This is a genomic window from Prevotella conceptionensis 9403948 (assembly GCF_000312305.1).
Classification (GTDB): domain Bacteria; phylum Bacteroidota; class Bacteroidia; order Bacteroidales; family Bacteroidaceae; genus Prevotella; species Prevotella conceptionensis.
The window spans coordinates 341,750-361,222 of record NZ_HE999447.1 but is presented as its reverse complement, the minus strand read 5'-3'; the positions used below and the strand labels follow the sequence as shown (position 1 = coordinate 361,222).

Sequence of the window (19,473 nt, the reverse complement as noted above, 5' to 3'; positions counted from 1 at the left end):
GTATTAATAGAGAAACCCGAAAAGCCAAAGGGGTATCTTGTTGTCTTTTCCCACTTCGGTGTTGTATCGGGCATATATGGTATCGTTATTATATCTAACCTTGCTCGTTCCTCTGGCATCGCAAATGCGAAATTTCCTTTTTTCGTCTACGATATAGTAGTGTTCCTTGTTGCTTTGGTTCACTAGATGGTCTTTCCAAAGCGCATTAACGAAGAACGTTTCCATAACAACCTGTTCGTCGGGCACTATTGGATAGATGGCGTACATCAAGTTGGGGTTGTGCATCATTATCTTAGATGGTTTCTTGGGGAAGTCGTCGCCCACAAGGTGCATCATGTTGATGAGCCGCGCATCGGCCAAGTACTTGATGTAATTCATCACCGTGGCTCGGCTTGTCTCTATGTCTTGGGCAAGCTGACTGATGTTCGGAGCTTTCGTTGAGTTGAGTGACAGCAAGTAGAAAAGTTTCTTTATTTTAGTGAGATACTTCAAGTCTATTTGCTTAATGAGCAAGATGTCCACCTCGGTCATCATGTTCATGGTCTTTAATAGGTTCTCCGAAAAGTTGCGTTGTTCCAAAAAGAAAGGGTAGAAACCGTGGTGAATATAGTTGCGGAAGTGTTGCGAAGGACTAACCAAAGGCAGTATCTCTTTCACAATCCTCTCGTGTTGCGATATTATTTCCTCCAAACTATATGCCTTAAAGCGTCTTCCAGTAATGATGTTGAGGTATTCCCTGAACGAGAACCCCCGCAAATTGTAGCTTTTAACAATGCCGTTCAGTTCTGGATTTTCGTCTTTAAGTCGCATAACACTCGACCCCGTGAAGATAATCTTCAGCTCAGGGTACCTGTCGTAGCACTTACGCAGTTCCGAACTCCAATCCGGTTGCTTGAAAACTTGGTCTATGAGCAACACCTTTCCGCCGTGATTAACGAAGTCGGCCGCAAAGTCTGCGATGCCTCGGCTTTGGAAATAGAAGTTGTTCATGTTGATATACAGGCATTGCCTGTCGCCCTTCGCAAAATTCTCTTTGGCATATTGCAGCAAAAATGTAGTTTTCCCCACACCACGCGTTCCCTTAATGCCAATCATGCGGTCGTCCCAATTAATTTCATCCATAAGGGTTCGACGCAATGTGGCATTGGTATGTTCCACAAGATAAGCGTGAGTGCGAAAGAAAGCCTCCATAGTTTTGCTACTATATTTAAGCGATTAAAACCATGCAAAGATAACATTTTTTTATTAGATTTGCAAACTCTACCTTGCAAAAAGAGTGATTTAAATCATCTTTTTTAGGTATTGCCCATCCTTCTTACCTTTAAATACGTGCGTAGAGCAACCATTGTGCATCGTCAAGAGCTTATATGCAAGGCCGGTGAGCATGCCTTTTTGCGTTTCTTTGCGCGTACGAATACTAATTTTTCAGCTTATGCGCAAACTTTTCTGATATTTCTTTTGCCGACTAGAAAAAATACTTAACTTTGCTGCATTGTTACTAACCATAAACACATAGATAAATATGTCTGAACACAAAAGAAACACATTGAGCGAGGTTTTCAGATTCAAGAAATTCTCCTTGTTCGTCTTGGCAGTGGTGGTCACAGCCATTTTGTGGAACTTGCCCTCAACAGCTTTTGGCATAGAAGGGCTGACGGTTATCCAACAACGCGTGATAGCTATCTTCGCATTCGCCACAATCATGTGGGTGACAGAGGCTATCTCCTCGTGGGCCACTTCGGTAACGCTCATCGGCGCGCTGCTCTTCACCACCTCCGACAATGCTTTCCTCTTCTTTCGAACGGGCATCGACAAGTCGGAGTTGATACACCACAGCGCATTGATGGCTACTTTCGCCGACCCAATCATCATCCTCTTCTTGGGTGGTTTCATGTTGGCCATTGCCGCAACCAAATCGGGACTTGATGTCTTTTTGGCGCGTGCGTTGTTGCGTCCTTTCGGTAGGCGATCCGAGATGGTTCTCTTGGGATTTATTCTCATTACGGGCGCTTTCTCCATGTTCGTGTCCAACACGGCCACGGCAGCCATGATGTTAACCTTCCTTACACCTGTGTTCAAGGCATTGCCGCCCGAAGGTAAGGGACGAGTAGCACTAACGTTGGCCATTCCCGTAGCGGCAAATATCGGCGGAATGGGAACACCCATCGGTACACCGCCCAATGCCATTGCCCTGAAATACCTTAACGACCCCAACGGGTTGAACCTTGGGTTGGGCTTTGGGCAGTGGATGGCCTTCATGTTGCCGCTAACCATCATTCTGTTGCTCATTGGATGGTATCTGTTAAAAACCTTCTTCCCCTTCAAGAAGAAAGAGATTGACCTGCATATCGAAGGCGATATACACCGCGGATGGCGAACACCAGTGATAGCCGTCACTTTTTGTGTCACCGTTTTGTTGTGGATGTTCGACAAGTTTACGGGTGTAGGAGCCAACACTGTGGCCATGTTGCCCATATCGGTGTTTGCTTTGACGGGCGTTGTTAAGGCAAAAGACCTGCAAGAAATCAATTGGAGCGTTATCTGGATGGTGGCTGGAGGCTTTGCTTTGGGGCTTGCACTCAACGAGTCGAAACTGGCCGAACTAGCCATTAAGAGCATACCGTTTGGCAATTGGTCGCCTATGGTCATCCTCCTCATATCGGGAGTGATATGTTACATCCTCTCCAACTTTATCTCTAACACTGCAACTGCCGCTTTGTTGGTACCTATCCTTGCCGTTGTTTGTAAAGGTATGGGCGATAGTTTGGCAGGAATTGGCGGAACCCCCACCGTTCTTATCGGTATCGCCATCGCCGCCTCCACTGCTATGTGCTTGCCAATCAGTACACCTCCCAATGCCATTGCCCATTCAACGGGGCTTGTTCATCAGAACGAGATGATGAAGATTGGCCTTGCCATTGGTGTAATTGGTCTTGTGTTAGGTTACATCGTGCTGTTCTTGGTTACTAAGATTGGCATGCTTTAAAGTCTTGTCAGCTCTTCAGTTCCCAAATAAGGCCAACTTTAAAGGCTTGTTCTTCAAAGCCAAGGGCTTTTATATATGGATATAATAGTTCACCCTTTCGGCAGAATACACGGCTATTCTACCGAAAGGGTGAATTACTTTTCAAACAGAATTGCTTTTGGCGAATTGTTGTTAGAAGAATGCAAAACGTTGCGTAGCAGGGCATCAATAAACCCTTACGCAGAAGATAAGGAGGACTTTTGTTTGTTTACGATGCGCCAATAGCTTTGCAAATCCAATTATTTTTTGACTATAACATCAGTACAAGCCCCCTTGTACTGGCACTACAAAGTGCTTGTACTGACACTACAAGACGCTTGTACCCGCACTACAAGCCGTTTGTAGTGCGACTACAAGATAGTTTGTAGCCGCAGTACAAATAGTTTTCACTAACACTTTGCCAACAAAACGGCGGTGTACAACCAGCATTCCAAGGGCAATTCTTTGTGCCTATAAAGTGCGAAACCGTACTGCTTTATAGTTGCGTGATGTAAACGAAGTGGTCTTTAAACTGGTGTTCCACTTCTTTTGGGCGTTGCTCGAACAATCCGAAAATGGCACTTCCGCTGCCCGACATTTGCGCATATAACGCTCCTTGCGCGTAAAGTTCGCGCTTAATGTTGGCTAGTTCGGGGTAAATGGCAAACACCGACTGTTCAAAATCGTTCGTCAACTCGTCTTTCCACGTTGCTATGGGCTGCCTAACAATGTCGCGACAGCATTTGGCAGGCCGCTTAGGCACAATGTGCTTAAAGGCCTCGGCAGTAGAAACTGCCACATCGGGTTTCACGATAGCCAAGAAATAGCTGTTAAGGTTGTGTTGTGGCGTGTCTACTGGTTCGAGAATTTCGCCCTTTCCTGTGGCGAACGATGGCTCGGCCGTAACGAAAAAGGTGCAGTCGGCCCCAAGTTGGGCGGCGTATCGCTCCATTTCTGCATTGCCGATGTTCAGCCTGAAACGCTCGTCTAGTAGCCTTATCATAAATGCGGCATCGCTCGAACCGCCGCCTAAGCCTGCTTGCGAGGGAATACGCTTATGAAGATGTGCGTGTATGCGTGGCATAGAGAAGTCGCGCGCCAACAAATTGTAGGCCTTACACACCAAGTTCTGCTGCTCGTCGCCTACAAGGGTGTTGCCTGTAACCTTCAAGTCGCACGCCACTTCAGACGGAAACTGCTCGTCCATCAGCTTTACTTCCAGGGCATCGGTTAGCGGAACGGGGTAGAAAACCGTCTCTAAGTCGTGATAGCCATCATTGCGTTTGGCCACAATGTTCAGTCCTAGGTTTATCTTTGCACAGGGAAATGTAATCATAAATTGTCTTGATTGTTAACTATGCAAAGGTAACACATTTTTGCGCAACGACTTTATATTGGTCAAATTAAATTAAAGGTTGCACCAAAGTGCAGCATGTTTTTCGCAACGAGCATCGCTAATCGCATTATTTTTGGTAAATTTGTACCTACGTTCGCTTTTGAACAAGGTGCAGAATACATGCCGCACCACATTCGGTTATGCTCTTCCCGCAATATAACATCGGCTTAGGCCTGCTTGTTGCACGCTGCTGCGCGTTGTGCCGGTGTTGCGAAGAAGAGATATACATGTTGCGAACGGCCAAATTGTTGATTGAGAAACGCCCCGAACGATAGGGGACAACACACGATATAAACATAATAGAACATGCCCGAAACAAGCAATACGAACAGAAGAACGAAAAAATCGGTGCCCGTTGACAACACCTACGGACACTTGCCGCCCCAAGCACTAGACTTGGAAAGGGTGGTGCTGGGTGCCTTGATGATAGACAAGGACGCTTTCGCCGTGGTAAGCGAGATGTTGCATCCCGAAACCTTTTACGAACCCCGACACCAGAAGATATACACCGCCATAAGGTCGCTCAACATGGACGAAAAGCCTGTTGACATCATGACCGTTACCGAACAACTGAAACGCGACGGCACCATCGACGACGTTGGCGGCGCACCTTATGTGGTGGAACTCAGCTCGCAAGTGGCATCTTCGGCCCATATTGAGTACCATGCGGCCATACTTGCCCACAAGTTCTTGGCTCGTCAACTTATTTCTTTTGCCAGTAACATCGAAACAAAGGCTTTCGACGAGAGTATCGACGTTGAAAATCTGATGCAAGAGGCCGAGGGCGCGCTCTTCGAACTATCTCAGAAGAACATGCGGCAGGACTTTACGCAGATAGACCCCGTGATAAAGCAGGCTATCGACATACTGCAAAAGGCCTCGGCCAATAGCGGTGGCATGACGGGAGTGCCCACAGGTTATACCAAACTAGACGAGATAACGTCGGGTTGGCAACCGTCCGACCTGATTATCATTGCCGGCCGCCCTGCAATGGGTAAGACGTCCTTTGCGCTAAGTTTGGCTAAGAACATCGCCGTAGATGCACAAGTGCCCATCGGATTTTTCTCGCTCGAAATGAATAACGTGCAGCTTGTTAACCGACTTATATCCAATGTATGCGAGATTGTGGGCAGTAAGATACTTAACGGACAGTTAACGCCCGATGAATGGGACCGACTTGACAAACGGTTGCGTAACCTACAAGGGGCACAAGTGTACGTGGACGACACGCCTGGTCTCTCTGTTTTCGAACTGCGAACCAAGGCACGCCGTTTGGTTAGAGAGAAAGGTGTGGGCGTTATCATGATAGACTATTTGCAGCTGATGAATGCCAACGGCATGAAATTCGGCAGCCGACAAGAAGAAGTGTCAACCATCAGCCGTTCGCTTAAAGGCTTAGCCAAGGAGTTAAACATCCCCGTCATTGCGTTGTCGCAGCTTAGTCGTAACGTAGAGAATCGTGAAGGCCTTGAAGGAAAGCGTCCACAGCTGAGCGACTTGCGCGAGTCGGGTGCCATTGAGCAGGATGCCGACATGGTTTTGTTTGTGCATCGCCCCGAATACTACCATATATTTGAAGACGATAAGGGTAACGACTTGCACGGAATGGCGCAAATTATCATTGCCAAACACCGTAAAGGTGCCACGGGCGACGTGCTGCTTACCTTTAAAGGGCAGTACACGAGGTTTGAAAACCCCGACGATACCCCCTCGCAACCCGCTCTGCCCGACGATGGTGGCGGCTTGATTGGTTCGCGTATGAACGATGAACCGATGCCGTTCTAACGCTCCTTGCAGCGTTCTTTAAAGTAAGGGAATAACGAGATTGGCAAACAAAATACCCCTCCATTCTCAGCATATAAGAAATGAAACGAAACATAATTTTGGCCTTCTTGGTCGCCACAATAAGCTTTAATGTTGCCGCACAGACAAAGAAAGAGTTGCGCGACAGCATTGCCGTGTTGGCTAAGGAGGCCGACATGCACCCCGATTCTGTTGACTTACGCTTGCGAAAAGCGGCTCTGAACCTGCAATTGGAACAATGGCAATACGCCAAAGACGAGTACGACAACGTCTTAACGCGTTTTCCCAACAACGCAACGGCATTGTATTTCAGAGCCTTTGCATACGAACGGATGCGCCGTTACGACCTGGCTAAGGCCGATTACGAAAAGCTATTGGTGCATATTCCGGGCAACTTTGAAACATTGGTGGCCCTTGCCCTTTTAAATCAAAAGATGAAACGGCACACTGAGGCCCTTGATTTGGCGAACAGATTGGTGAACCAACACGCTGATAAGGCTTTGGCCTACGCTGTACGTGCAGGGATTGAACGAGAAAGGGGCATGCTGCAATTGGCTTTGTTCGATTACGAGCAGGCCATATCAAAAGATAACACCAATACCGAATACTATATATATAAGGTGGAAACGCTCATCGACATGAAACAGTTTGATAAGGCTATGCAAGAACTTAACAGGCTTACAAAGATGGGCGTACCGCGTGCGGAGCTTGCCGAACTCTACAAACGATGTAAGCGGCGGTAGCTTTTGTTTTTCACTTAAAGTGCTTGTTGTAACGGGGTGGACTTATAAAAAGGGGGACTTTAGTCTTCCTTTTTTCATTGTCTGCTGTTCTAAAACTCCCTTTAATTCCCCATAAATCCATCCTTAGTGTTAAACTTTGCTTAATTCATTACATCTTTCTGCTTTGTGATATGCAAATATTTGCAAAACAACTATATTTGCATCATTAACTAATTAATACCTACTAATAACCATGAAACATCTGTACATAAGAACTTTTATCTTGTTGTTTGCCTGCGTTTGCGGCATTGTAGGCATGCGCGCAGAAGTGTTAGACCTTACCAAACTAATGCCCAAGGTTAGGAAAGGCCAAAGTTATCCCCTCACTACCGTTGAGCAAGGTGGGGTGTTGCTCACTTTCAGCAGGGGTGAGGGTAGGGTTGTGCCCGTAAATTGGGGCTATGCGCGCTTGTACAGCAACAACACGCTCATTATTGCCGCACAGAAAAACATGCGAAAAGTAACTCTCCATTTCCTCAAATCGGGCAAAGAAGTTCTGCCGAAAGCAGGAGAAATGGAGGTGTCGAGTGGTAAATTGACGGCTGATAATGTTTGGCAAGGCAACACACAGCAGTTGGTTATCACGGTTTATCCGCCAAGGGGCAAGACATTTTCGCTCGAAAAAGTAGAGATAGCGTACGAAGAAGGGCAGACACCACCAACAACAGACCCCAACGAGGACAGACCAAAAGAAGAAGAAACCATTGCCGACATCGCCAGTTTCAAACAAACGGAGCATGGGAAAGCTGCGACATTGAAAATGAACAAGGCACTAGTGTTGGGCAGTAATGATGCAGAATTGTTTGTGAAAGACCATACCGCACTTATTCGTGTGTTGGTTTCCAAGCGTGGCGATTGGCAAAGAGGCGACCTCGTTACGGGCGAAGTGCGCGGTGTTTACGAAGAAGTGGATGCCCTCCCCACCATCAATGCCGTTGAAAGGATAAATCTAAGAAAGGTTTCAGGCCAAAGCGCATCGGCTCCAAACGTGCCTTTCAACAAGTTGTCTGAGTATACTTACAGCTGGGTTCATACGTCGTTCACCGCCAACGAGAAGTATAAGCTGGCCGATCTGCGAGCAGGCGTGTCTTGTTTTGCTTACAATGGGGCGGAAATAGATTGTTATGGAATTGTTATTCCACAAGGCACAACCCTTATCTTGTACCCGCTCACGGCCCAAGATGTAACCATAAACTATTACGATGACAAGCTAAACACGTATGGAGAGGCGCAAAACGTAAACGTACAAATTCATCAAGCACTTAAACAAGGCGTGTTCAACACCCTTACATTGCCCGTTTCGCTCTCTGCCAGTGAGGTGAAAAGCATTTTCGGACAAGCAGCGGTCATTGCGAAGTTTGCTTATGTGGAAGGAAATAACGTTGTTTTCCAACGGCTAACAGATGCAGGAATGCAAGCAGGCGAACCCTATTTAGTGAGTCCGCAAACAGATACGAAGAGCATCTTTGTTGCCCAAACGCAGGTGCATTCGCCCAAAACAAACCCCAATAGCCCATTTGTGGGAACGCTTAATGCCACCACGCCGCCAGCGGGAAGTTACTATCTCAACAGGCAAAACAAGCTGCAAGCCTTCTTCGGCAATCAACAAATAAAGGCGTTTAAGGCCTATTTCAATGATATAGAGAATGCAGAAGGTAAAACAATCGTTGTAAAGGATGTTACGAATGGCATCCAACAACCGACGTTTGAAAATGAAATAAACGCCCCATTGCCAACCATATACAATCTTAACGGGCAAAGAATATCGGGTGATAAGGGTGCGCTTGCGCCTGGAATATACATCATTGATGGAAAGAAAACCATCGTGAGATAACGTATGTAGAATGTTTTTCGCTGTAACAAAGTTTTGTTAGTGGAAAGAAAGCTGGTGAATAATAACGCGTGACGACTGTTTTTTGTGTTCCACAGCTAGGCTTGTATGCGAGACAACTGCTGCTGTTTCAGAAGGAAAAAATCCAATAAAAAAGGTTGCGCAAGGGGATTGAACATCCTAACTTGCGCAACCTATCAGTGAGCATTATGTTGGAATGTGGCCAGAAAGAAGTTTCTAAGCCATGCCACCACAGTGCAATGTCGCTTTGTTTTTACTTCATGTTGGTGTAAACCGTCTGCACATCGTCAAACTCTTCAAGTCTTTCCACCATCTTGTCGATAGTTTCTCGCTCCTCGTCCGTTACCTCTTTCAGGTCGTTAGGGATGTAAGTAAACTCGGCACCAGTAACTTCAAAGCCCTCTTCTTCCAAGTGTTTTTGTATTTCGCCAAAGCTGGTAGGAGCGCCATAGATGGTTATTTCGCCCGTTTCTTCATCCTCATCGTATTCGTCTTCCACGCCATAATCAATGAGATCGAGTATCAATTCATCCATTTCCAGTCCGTCTTTCTTCTTGAAAGTGAACACCGACTTATGGTCGAAAAGGAACGAAAGCGAGCCAGAAGTACCCAAATTGCCATTGAACTTGTTGAAAATAGAGCGAACGTCGCCCACCGTTCTCGTTGTGTTATCGGTAAGCGTGTCTACGAATACGGCCACACCATGCGGCCCATAGCCCTCGTATGTCACCTCTTTATATTCGCTTTGGTCTTTACCCATCGCGTTTTTGATAGCCCTTTCGATGTTGTCTTTGGGCATATTCTCGCGTTTCGCGTTCGCGATGATGGCCCTAAGCGTAGGGTTGTTCTCTGGTTCGGGGCCTCCTGCCTTTACGGCAATGGCAATTTGTTTACCTATCTTTGTAAACGTGCGGGCCATATGGCCCCATCTTTTCAGTTTCGCAGCCTTGCGATATTCAAATGCTCTTCCCATAGGATTGTGCGTTTACGAGCGAGTTTGCGCCCTTATAACATCGTTGCATGGCAAAATAAGTGCAACATGCAGCAGGGCGTCAGTGCCTCACTCCTATATTATTATCTATTTTTATCGTTATATTCTTACGTTAGATGTCTTTACCAGCATCTTTTGTTGCAGCCCGTTTAGCGCAATTCAGCTCCAAGTTTGCCTTTAAGGTTGGCTATCAACTTCTGCATAATGCTTTCAATCTGCTTGTCTTTAAGTGTTGCATTCTCGTCTTGCAGGATGAAGTTCACGGCATAACTCTTCTTGCCTTGCGGCAGATTCTTGCCTTCGTACACGTCGAACAGCTCAACTTTCTTGAGCAATTTCTTCTCCGTCTGCGTGGCCACGGCCACAACATCCTTAAACAACACTTCCTTATCGAGCAACAAAGCGAGGTCGCGACTAACGGCCGGGAACTTGCTTATCTCCTTAAATTCTATGTCTTTCTTGCTTGTCAGCTTAATAAGGGCAGTCCAATTCAAGTCAGCAAAGAACACTTCGTTCGTCAAACCAAAGTTCTTGCGAATGCCATCGGCCACATATCCCAGTTCGGCAACAACCTTTCCGCCCCTGTTCATCACTTTAAGGGCATAAGTAAAGATGTTGTTTTCGCTCTTTTCGTAAACCAATAGGCCAGCAGGGATGCCAAGTCTAGCGAAGATGTTTTGCACATAGCCGTTCAATTCGTAGAACGAAGATTGCTCATCGGGATGAATCCACGAGCCTTCCACGCGTTTACCCGTTAGCCACAGTGCCAAGTGCTTTTCTTCCGAGTAGGCTTTTATGGGGCTTTCCTCGTCTGCTTTGTCGGCATGGTAGTGATAGCAGTTGCCAAACTCAAAGAAACGCAGGTTTTGGTTCTGCCTGTTGGCGTTGCGCGAAAGGCTTTCCAGTCCACCAAACAGCAATGTTTGGCGCATCATGCCCAAGTCGGCGCTAAGCGGGTTCAGCAGTTTCACGCAAGTATCTTCCGTGTAGTTGTTCAATCCCTCGTAATAGGCCACCTTCGTTAACGAGTTGTTCAGTATCTCGTTAAATCCGCAGCCAACAAGTTGTTCGCCAATAAGCGTTTCCAATTTATGCTCCCTATCTTCGTCGCCGTGTACCGTTAGCGAACTTTTCAGTTGTGTGGGTATCTCCACGTTATTATAGCCGTAGATGCGCAGAATATCTTCCACAACGTCGCAAGGACGTTGAACATCTACGCGGTAAGCGGGAACTTTGAGTTGCAAACCTTCGTTGGTTTCTTCAACCACCTGCATGCCAAGACTCGTCACAATGCGCTTAATAACATCGTTTCCAATCTCTTTGCCAATAACTTGCCCCACATAGGCATATTTCAAGTCTACGTCAAAGTCGGCTATTGGTTCGGGGTAAACGTCCTTTACCTCCATAGATATTTTGCCACCTGCCAGTTCTTTGCAAAGAATGGCGGCCTGTTTCAGGGCATACACCGTGCCGCTAGGGTCGATGCCACGCTCAAAGCGGTAGCTCGAATCGGTGCTAAGTCCGTGGCGGCGTGCGCTTTTCCTAATCCATGTTGGGTGGAAATACGCACTTTCCAACACAACATTGCGTGTTGTTTCGTATGTTCCGCTGCCTTTTCCACCAAACACGCCAGCGATACACATCGGTTCTTCTGCGTTGCAGATGCTCAGGTCAGAAGGGCCAAGCGTATGCTCTTCGCCATCTAGAGTAACGAATTTTGTTCCCTCAGGTTGAGTCTTTACAATGATGTGGTGGCCCTTAACCATGTCGGCATCAAAGCAGTGCATGGGTTGTCCGTAGGCCATCATGATGTAGTTAGTGATGTCTACAATGTTGTTGATGGGGCGCAGACCGATGGTAAGCAACTTGTTTTGCAGCCATTCGGGGCTTTCTTTCACCTCGCAGTCGGTTATCGATACGCAAGCATAGCGTTTGCAGGCATCGTTATTCTCGATGGTTACATCTATGGGCAGGTCGTTATTGTCTACCACGAAGGCATCGCAGCTGGGGCGTTTCAATGTAGTTTCATAACCATTTTGCACCAACCAGGCGTACAGGTCGCGTGCCACGCCATAATGACTTAGTGCATCGGCATGGTTAGCTGTTATGTCAATCTCGATAAGCCAGTCGCTTTCCAGTTGGTAATATTCGGCGGCAGGCTGGCCAACCTTAGCGTCGGCAGGCAAAACGATGATGCCGTCGTGAGCCGTTCCCACGCCAATTTCGTCTTCTGCACAAATCATACCAAAGCTTTCAACGCCGCGCAACTTCGACTTCTTAATAACAAACTCGTTGTCGCCATCATAAAGCACGGCACCCACATCGGCCACTATTACCTTTTGTCCGGCGGCAACATTGGGTGCGCCGCATACTATTTGAGAAGGTTCGCCCTTGCCCAAGTCAACGGTTGTGATGTGTAAGTGATCGGAGTCTGGATGCGCCTCGCATGTAAGCACTTCGCCCACATACAGTCCTTTCAAGCCACCTTTGATGGTTTGAACCTCTTCCACAGAGTCTACTTCAAGGCCGCAAGAAGTCAATACCTCTGCCGTTTTTTGCGGTGTAAGGTCGAAGTCGACATACTCTTTCAGCCATTTGTATGAAATGTTCATTTATATAAAGTTGTTTTGTATACCCAAATAATGCGCAAAATTACTAAAAAACATGCAGTTTCGCAAAATATTGAAGTTACAAATTGTTTCTGTTGCCGTCTCCGCGATGCCAACACGCCTTTGGCTTGCGCCTCTTGCAATGGTGTACATCCTGCGGACATGTGCGTAAGTTCTCGCTGTTTTGCATGTTGGGGATATAAAATTTGGCCGTGTCTAGCGTGTCTTTGGTCGCGCATTTGCTCTTTAAATGGTATGTGTTTCGCTGGAAGAAGGGAAAAGTTTAATCAGCCTACTGGTTAACTCGTCATCTAAGTCCCCTTGTCAACTCATCAACTCACAAAACTTAAAATCGTTTATTTTATTTTACAATAACGCTCTAATTCCCACTCCGTTCTAGCGAAAATTTTGGTTGAAAAGTTGGCAAACATCCACTATTTATAACCTGCTACGTCTTCTAACTTGTCTGTTTTTAAGAAGAAGACCTGCGTTTTGCACCATTTTGCCTTTCTGGTTTGCTTGCCGACTCTTATTTTTTCAACTCCAATTACCTGCTTTTAGACCCTAAAATTCCACTTTTTAACGGCCATTTTGCCCCTTTGAGCCATGCTTTTCATGGTTCGATAAGGTTTTGTTTATGCTATTTCGGCGGATATTTATGCTTTTCGTCTTGCATTTAGCAGCATTCGGCACCGCATTTAGCAGCATTTTACCTTGCGTTTAGCACCAAAACGCACTGCATTTAGCGGCAAAACGCACTGCATTTAGCACCAAAACGCACTGCGTTTAGCAGCATATTGCACTGCGTTTAGCAGCATATTGCACTGCATTTAGCAGCAAATAGCCCCAAAATGGGTGCTAATGGCGGCTTTTGGGAATGAATATTCATTTTGCCGCATGCACATGCTAACCCCTTTTTGCATCAAAAGAAACCTTCGCGAGAATCGATTTTTTGCGGCAAGATGGGCAGTTGGTTGTCGGAAAGGGTACTCAGAATGTTAAAATTCTTGCTGAAAAGTAGACAAAAGCGATTGCGCCGTGTGTGCTGATTGGTGTTAAAATAAAGACAATCTCGATATGTGCGAACTTGCCCATAAGGCAATTAGTACCTAAAACGAATCGTTTTCGATTATGATAAAAACAAAAGCATCCCCTGCACAATGACGTGCGAGGGATGCTGGAAATCATTGTGTTGATGCCATCACGGCATATTCACAAATTTACATCTCTAATATCTGATAACATATTATTAAGGTGTGCCTTGAATATTCTTTCGTCTGCTATTTCACTACCACCTTCTTGCCGTTAACGATATAGATGCCCTTAGGCAATTCGTTTACTTGCTTGTTGAGCTTTATGCCTTCAAGTGTGTGCACTTCGGCGGCTGCTTTGTCTGTCGAAACGTTATCAATGCCGTTTACTATGTTTTTTTCGTCAGTAGACCGATATACTTCGTTACCATCCGAAGAAACCTTCAAGCTGTAAAACGATTGCGAATTGGCATGTGCCCAATTGTTTCCTCCACTATTCTTTGTGGGTTGACAATAGGTTTGCGCCATCATAGCAGAAAAAGTGGAAAGCGATAAGGTCGCTCCCAGCAATAGCGTAGAAATTCTCATCATTAGTTTGTTTTTATAATTGTTTTATCGTTAGTTCAGTTTCTAATGCGTTTGTACAAATGTGGGACTTACGTTTCGGATTAAGTTAACCGCGTTTAGCAGAAAAGTAGTTTTTATGGTGCGTCCCCCATGTTGTAATGGCCCTGTTAGGTTTTTAGTATTGTTCGCAAAGGTATAATTCTTTTCTTAAATAGGCAAACTTTTACATAATTTTTCATCAAAATGGTGAGGAAAAGATTAAAAAGGAAGGTTGGTAAGGGTGTAAATGTGTTTATTAGCAAGTTTTGGGGCCATGACTTGTGCTAACAATCGATAGGGGTAAGGCGGCTTATACCACCTCTACCACCAATAGTTGCCCCTCGGCAGACACCGTGAAACGCACATCCTTGTCCATAAAAGGCATGCCATACACCTTTTGGGGATTGTCTTGATAATGCGGGCGAGGGTCGAGTGCCAGCACCTCGCAAAGCGTTTTGAGGTCTTCGGGAGAGAAAATGGGGCGAAAACGTTCGGGTATGCACACGTCAAGTCGTGCAATGGCCGTTCTGTCTACAAAGCCACTGCGTGCCCCCACGTGGCAATCGGCGTATGCGATGTAGGGTTTTATGTCGAAAATGGGTGTCCCGTCCATCAAGTCGGCACCCAAAACATGTATAACAGGCCCTTGACTTGTTTCCCATTCAATGCGTTCTAGCCGCACAGAGGACAGTCCCAAGCCATTAGGACGGAAGGGAGAACGCGTGGCAAACACGCCCATCTTGGCGTTTCCGCCTAGCAATGGCGGACGAACAACAAGGCTGTTGGGTGCGTGTTTGTTGGCCGAAAAGTGCCAAATAAGCCATAGGTAGTCGAACTCGTCGAGCCCACGCAGGGCGTCTTTTGTGCGATAAGTGGGTTCGAAAACTATTTGGCCGCGTACATCTTGTACCAATCCGCTTTGTTTGGGTATGCCGAACTTCGAGCTGAAAGGCGAACGAAAATGGGCTATGGGGTGTATTTCTGTCATTGTGCAACTGTGATTTGGGCATGGATGGTGTGGGAGAACGAAGGTGTCGGCCAATCCATACGTGGTTTAATTAGCTGCAAAGTTAAAGCAATTAACCCACTTTAACCGCACAAACCATGAAATGTTATGGGCTGTTGTGGCAAAAAATACTTAATTTTGCCGTTAAAAGAAGAAGTTATGAAATACAATAACGACCATGTTAGAAGGCGCGACCGACTGTTGACCGAGCAACGCGCCATAGAACTGATAGATACGGCCGAGTATGGCGTTCTTTCGATGATAGACGAAGAAGGGATGCCTTACGCCATTCCCGTGAATCACGTTTGGGACGGCGAAAATACGCTTTACCTGCATTGCGCACCCGAAGGAAAGAAGTTAAGGGCAATAGCCAAGAACCCGCATGTGTGCCTTTGCATTGTGGGTAACGTTAATTTGCTGCCTGCAAATTTCACTACCGAATACGAAAGTGTGGTGATTTATGGCCAAGCCCGAGTGGGATTAGACGAAGACGAACGCATGAAAGCCTTGCGTCTGCTTATCAACAAGCTGTCGCCTGAACACAAACAATTGGGCGAGAAGTACACGCGGGCATCGTTTCATCGTACAGAAATCATTAAGATTGAGATGCAAGAGTTTTCTGGTAAGTGCAAGAAGGTGAGCAAGGCTGGAGGAAACCAAGCTGCAACTGGCAATAAGGCAGATTGAGAAATATTGCTGTCCGCTAAAAGATTTGAAACAGCAGATATGGTGTTCAGGTTGCCGACAAATAGAGAAATTAGTTTCACCTCTCACCAAAAGTAAGCCCCTTTCTGTTCTTCACAAACGCGATATAGCGGACAGCCGATTGGAATTAAAAGCGCAACTGGGTGAACGTGAACGCCATACGCGTTTCGTTGCCCTATATCATTACGTCAGTAAGGGCTTAAACTTGTTCGCATCATTGCGCCCATTATGTTTAGTCTTATCGCTCATGCAGATACATGGATGTTGTTCTTATCTCGGAAAATGTCTACTTGCGATTTGTTAAAACAATAAATATATTTTACAAAGCACGTTTTTCGGGCGAACCATTCTAGAAAATAATACCTCCTAAAAGTTATATAAAATGCGCCCAAACGATGAGTTTTCAGCAATTTTTGCGTGCTTATCCCCTCCGTTTTTGGCCATTTTCTATGCTTTTGCATTTCTCTTTGAAGAAAAATTCTCCCAAATTTGCATCCGCAACTACAAGAAAATGGAGTCTAATCGCTAGATGTTGCAACGTATTTTGCATCAAAACGCAGTGCAATATGCATCAAAACGCATTGCATTTTGCATCAAAACGCATTGCAATATGCACCAAAACGCATTGCAATATGCACCAAAACGCATTGCAATATGCACCAAAATGCAAGGTAAAATGCTGCAAAATGCAGCCAAAACCCATAAAAAGCACCATTTTCAACGTTATTTATAGGCATTTTGACCATTTGGAATGAAAAATTGCTTGGTGGCGTTTGGTTCAGCACTTCATGTTGTTTTGCACCCCTAATACATGCCAAAAGGCATGTTTTTGTGCCTTATTTATCGTAAACGTCAATAAATCAAATGGTTACAAACTTTAAAAATACGCGCGAAAATCCGACCGATGCCTGGAATTTTTACGGCGAGGGCACTCATAATGTTAAATTTTGGTACAAATGTTTTACAATCTTATGGCCGTTATTCAGTGCCATTGCGCGACTGTGTTGAATTTAATCCTTGTGCCAGTAAAAGAGCACTTACATGGAAGAGTTTCTGGGATGAATGATAATCTGAAAGGGGGCTTACTTTTCGAAAACGGAATCTGCAACGCCTATGGATGGGCATTGCGGATAGAGAAACCGAGCCGAATTGAAGTTTAGCGGACAGCAATAATTAAGAAACGTTTGCCTGTGTCTGTGTTAGTAAGGCGAAACACGGCGCGCTAGCCAAGTGCTTGTATGCAATAGTGTGGCCAATGTTACGCAAAAGCATGATTAATGTTATGTAATGTAATGGCGTGGCTAGTGTTATGTAATAGTGTGGTCGGTTATATACGGAAAAGCCCCAAACCTTTCCTTTACAGAAGGGTTTGGGGCTTTTATTTGTGGATGAACCAAGGTTATTTCAGTTGTTCTTTAAAGAAATTGGTTATCTGGCGCAACAAGTGGTTGCGTGTGTTGCCGCCATAGATACTATGGTTGCGGTTGGTATAATACAATTCTTTGAAGTCTTTGTCGGCCTGAACAAGCGATTCTGCATACTCAAAGGTGTTTTGCGGATGCACATTGTCGTCTGCCAATCCGTGGCAAATGAGTAAGGCTCCATGCAGATTGTGGGCGCGCGACATGGCGTTGTCGTCGTATCCCTTGCCATTCTCTTTGGGCGTACGCATGTATCGCTCGGTGTAGATGGTGTCGTAGTAGCGGAATGAAGTGGGGGGAGCCACCGAAACGCCAGCCTTGAAGACGTTGTCGCCCGAACTCATGCTCATAAGCGTGTTAAAACCGCCGAAACTCCAACCCCAAATGCCGATGTTGTTGGCGTCTACATAGGGTAGTGAGGCGAGATAGCGGGCTGTGGCCACTTGGTCTTGCGATTCTAGCTTGCCTAATTGCAGGTAGGTGGACTTCTCGAAAGCCGAACCTCTGCCGCCTGTTCCGCGCCCATCCACGCATACAACGATAAAGCCTTCTTGGGCCAAGTACCTGTCGAAGAGTGCACCTTGCCCCATCGAGCCAATGCCCCACGAGTTTACTACTTGCTGACTGCCCGGTCCGCTGTATTGGAACATGATGACGGGATATTTCTTTGATGGGGAGAAGTTGGCAGGCTTAACCATCCAGCCGTCTAGCTTTACGCCATCGCCTGTTGTAAACGAGAAGAATTCGGGCTCGGAAAGTCCTTCTTGCTTGTATTTGGCAACGAGCTGTTTGTTATCTAGCAATGTGGATATAACTTTGCCGCGAGCGTCGCATAGCGTGAAGGTGTAAGGCGTGGTGGCATTGCTCCACGTGTTGATAAAGTTCTTCAAGTCGCCCGAGAAGATGGCGTTGTTCCAGCCTTCTTGCTTTGTTAAACACTCAGTTTTGCCGTTTTTGTGGTTCACAAATACCTGTCTGTCGTGCGCGGTAGGCACGGCAGCTTGGTAAAATACGTCGCCCGTTTGCTCGTCATAGCCATAAACTTGGGTGATGTCGTAGTTTCCGTCGCCTATCTTGCGTATCTGCTTTCCGCCCATGTCGTATAGATAGAGGTGCATGTAGCCGTCTCGGTCGCTTGGAAGTAGAAAGCTATTGTTGTAAACCGATATGTTGGCGATGGCCTCTTCTTTCACATACTTGTCTCCTTTTTCCCTTACCAACAGCTGTGCAACGGTGCTGCGAGGGTTCACCGTATATACGTTCAGCATGTCTTGGTGGCGGTTCATGGTGTAGACAAGTATCATGTCGGCATTGTTGGTGGTCTTAATTCGTGGTATATAGCCGTCGGCATCCAATGGCACGTCGAGCTTTCTGGTTTGTCGCGACTTGATGTCGAAACTCCATACCGACACTTTGGCGTTGTCTTCGCCTGCCTTTGGATATTTGTATGCAAAGAAAGAAGGATAAGTTTGGTTCTCCTTGTGCGAAGGGTATTGCCCTTGATACATCTGTAACGAGAAGGTTTTCACGTCTTTCTCATCATAGCGCACCCAGCAAATCATGGTTCCGTCGGCATTAAACACCAACGAACTGCTAATGCCGAACTCCTCCTCGTTTACCCAATCGGGCACGCCGTTAATCACTTCGTTTAGCTTTCCGTCTTTGGTAACTTGGCTTTCGGCGTTGTCGTAGAGCAGTTTCACCAAGAAAATGTTGTTGTCGCGCACGAAAGCCACCTGCCTACTGTCGGGCGACCACGTGGGATTTTGCTGTGGCCCTCCGTCGGATAGTTTGTCCAGTCGGCGCGATGCCACAGTATATATATAATAGGTGGCCTTGAAGGTGCGCCTATAAATCTTTTTCGGGTTGGTGCAAATAAGTATGCGCGTGCCGTCGGGCGAAAGGATGTAACTGTCGAACGACTTCACCTTTTGCCCTTGCGTGTCGTTCACGTCGAACAGAACGTCTACCTGTTTGCCTGTCTTAAACGAATAGCGTACGATGCGTTGCCCGTCGTCGCTTATCTGCGCGTAGAGGTCGGTACCCGCAATGGGTTTAATGCCGCTGATGTACTCTGGCGAGAACGTACCATCGGTAATCTTTTTCAAGTCTAGCGTGCCAGCCGCCGAACCGCTAGACAGCGACAGGAGGAAGGCCATGCACGATATGATTACTTTTTTCATGATTGAATGTTTTTAGTCGTAATTGCGGACAAAGATAATTAAAAATCCGTACTTTTGCAAACCAAAGGCGAGCAATTGTTGTTG

Annotated in this window: 13 protein-coding genes; 6 read left to right on the top strand and 7 right to left on the bottom strand. The window is 46.2% G+C overall.

From position 1 onward, the window contains the following. Positions 1–3: 3 nt before the first annotated feature. Positions 4–1,191 (bottom strand): ATP-binding protein, encoded by a 1,188-nt coding sequence (locus tag BN93_RS09325; RefSeq protein WP_019188066.1) that lies wholly within the window; start codon positions 1,189–1,191, stop codon positions 4–6. A 331-nt stretch (positions 1,192–1,522) separates the two neighbouring features. Here BN93_RS09325 and BN93_RS09320 point away from each other — a divergent pair, with 331 nt between their 5' ends. After that, positions 1,523–2,986 (top strand): SLC13 family permease, encoded by a 1,464-nt coding sequence (locus BN93_RS09320; RefSeq protein WP_019188065.1) that lies wholly within the window; start codon positions 1,523–1,525, stop codon positions 2,984–2,986. 75 nt (positions 2,987–3,061) lie between these two features. Continuing rightward, positions 3,062–3,250 carry a hypothetical protein gene (locus BN93_RS17595; protein ID WP_157462786.1) on the top strand — a complete coding sequence of 63 codons (189 nt, stop codon included), beginning with the start codon at positions 3,062–3,064 and terminating at the stop codon, positions 3,248–3,250. Positions 3,251–3,500: 250 nt separating this feature from the next. On the opposite strand, the gene ispE is transcribed toward BN93_RS17595, so the two are convergent. Next, entirely contained in the window at positions 3,501–4,340 is an 840-nt protein-coding gene (gene ispE, locus BN93_RS09315) for a 4-(cytidine 5'-diphospho)-2-C-methyl-D-erythritol kinase (protein ID WP_019188064.1), read from the bottom strand. A 366-nt stretch (positions 4,341–4,706) separates the two neighbouring features. On the opposite strand from ispE, the gene dnaB reads away from it, so the two are divergent. The 3 genes from dnaB (at position 4,707) to BN93_RS09300 (ending at position 8,819) form a co-directional block, all read left to right on the top strand. Beyond that, positions 4,707–6,185 carry a replicative DNA helicase gene (dnaB, locus tag BN93_RS09310; protein WP_009229356.1) on the top strand — a complete coding sequence of 493 codons (1,479 nt, stop codon included), beginning with the start codon at positions 4,707–4,709 and terminating at the stop codon, positions 6,183–6,185. An 80-nt stretch (positions 6,186–6,265) separates the two neighbouring features. Then, on the top strand, positions 6,266–6,946 hold the full coding sequence (locus tag BN93_RS09305) for a tetratricopeptide repeat protein (protein ID WP_019188062.1): 681 nt from the start codon (positions 6,266–6,268) through the stop codon (positions 6,944–6,946). 232 nt (positions 6,947–7,178) lie between these two features. Beyond that, positions 7,179–8,819, top strand: a complete 1,641-nt coding sequence (locus BN93_RS09300) for a hypothetical protein (RefSeq protein WP_019188061.1) — start codon at positions 7,179–7,181, stop codon at positions 8,817–8,819. A 271-nt stretch (positions 8,820–9,090) separates the two neighbouring features. Here the strand turns inward: BN93_RS09300 and BN93_RS09295 are convergent, their stop codons facing one another. The 4 genes from BN93_RS09295 to tsaA all read right to left on the bottom strand — a co-directional run bounded on the left by BN93_RS09295 (position 9,091) and on the right by tsaA (position 15,062). Beyond that, the gene (locus BN93_RS09295) at positions 9,091–9,810 is read right to left on the bottom strand and encodes a YebC/PmpR family DNA-binding transcriptional regulator (protein WP_019188060.1); all 720 of its coding nucleotides are present in this window, start codon (positions 9,808–9,810) and stop codon (positions 9,091–9,093) included. A 167-nt stretch (positions 9,811–9,977) separates the two neighbouring features. Further along, the gene (pheT, locus tag BN93_RS09290; protein ID WP_019188059.1) at positions 9,978–12,440 is read right to left on the bottom strand and encodes a phenylalanine--tRNA ligase subunit beta; all 2,463 of its coding nucleotides are present in this window, start codon (positions 12,438–12,440) and stop codon (positions 9,978–9,980) included. 1,277 nt (positions 12,441–13,717) lie between these two features. Continuing rightward, on the bottom strand, positions 13,718–14,059 hold the full coding sequence (locus tag BN93_RS17955) for a hypothetical protein (RefSeq protein ID WP_198007505.1): 342 nt from the start codon (positions 14,057–14,059) through the stop codon (positions 13,718–13,720). A gap of 325 nt (positions 14,060–14,384) precedes the next feature. Then, the gene (gene tsaA, locus BN93_RS09280) at positions 14,385–15,062 is read right to left on the bottom strand and encodes a tRNA (N6-threonylcarbamoyladenosine(37)-N6)-methyltransferase TrmO (protein ID WP_019188056.1); all 678 of its coding nucleotides are present in this window, start codon (positions 15,060–15,062) and stop codon (positions 14,385–14,387) included. A gap of 177 nt (positions 15,063–15,239) precedes the next feature. On the opposite strand from tsaA, the gene BN93_RS09275 reads away from it, so the two are divergent. After that, positions 15,240–15,767 (top strand): pyridoxamine 5'-phosphate oxidase family protein, encoded by a 528-nt coding sequence (locus BN93_RS09275; RefSeq protein ID WP_019188055.1) that lies wholly within the window; start codon positions 15,240–15,242, stop codon positions 15,765–15,767. 1,417 nt (positions 15,768–17,184) lie between these two features. On the opposite strand, the gene BN93_RS09265 is transcribed toward BN93_RS09275, so the two are convergent. Then, positions 17,185–19,389, bottom strand: coding sequence for a S9 family peptidase (locus tag BN93_RS09265; RefSeq protein WP_009229364.1), 2,205 nt, complete (start codon positions 19,387–19,389; stop codon positions 17,185–17,187). Between the last annotated feature and the right edge of the window lie 84 nt (positions 19,390–19,473).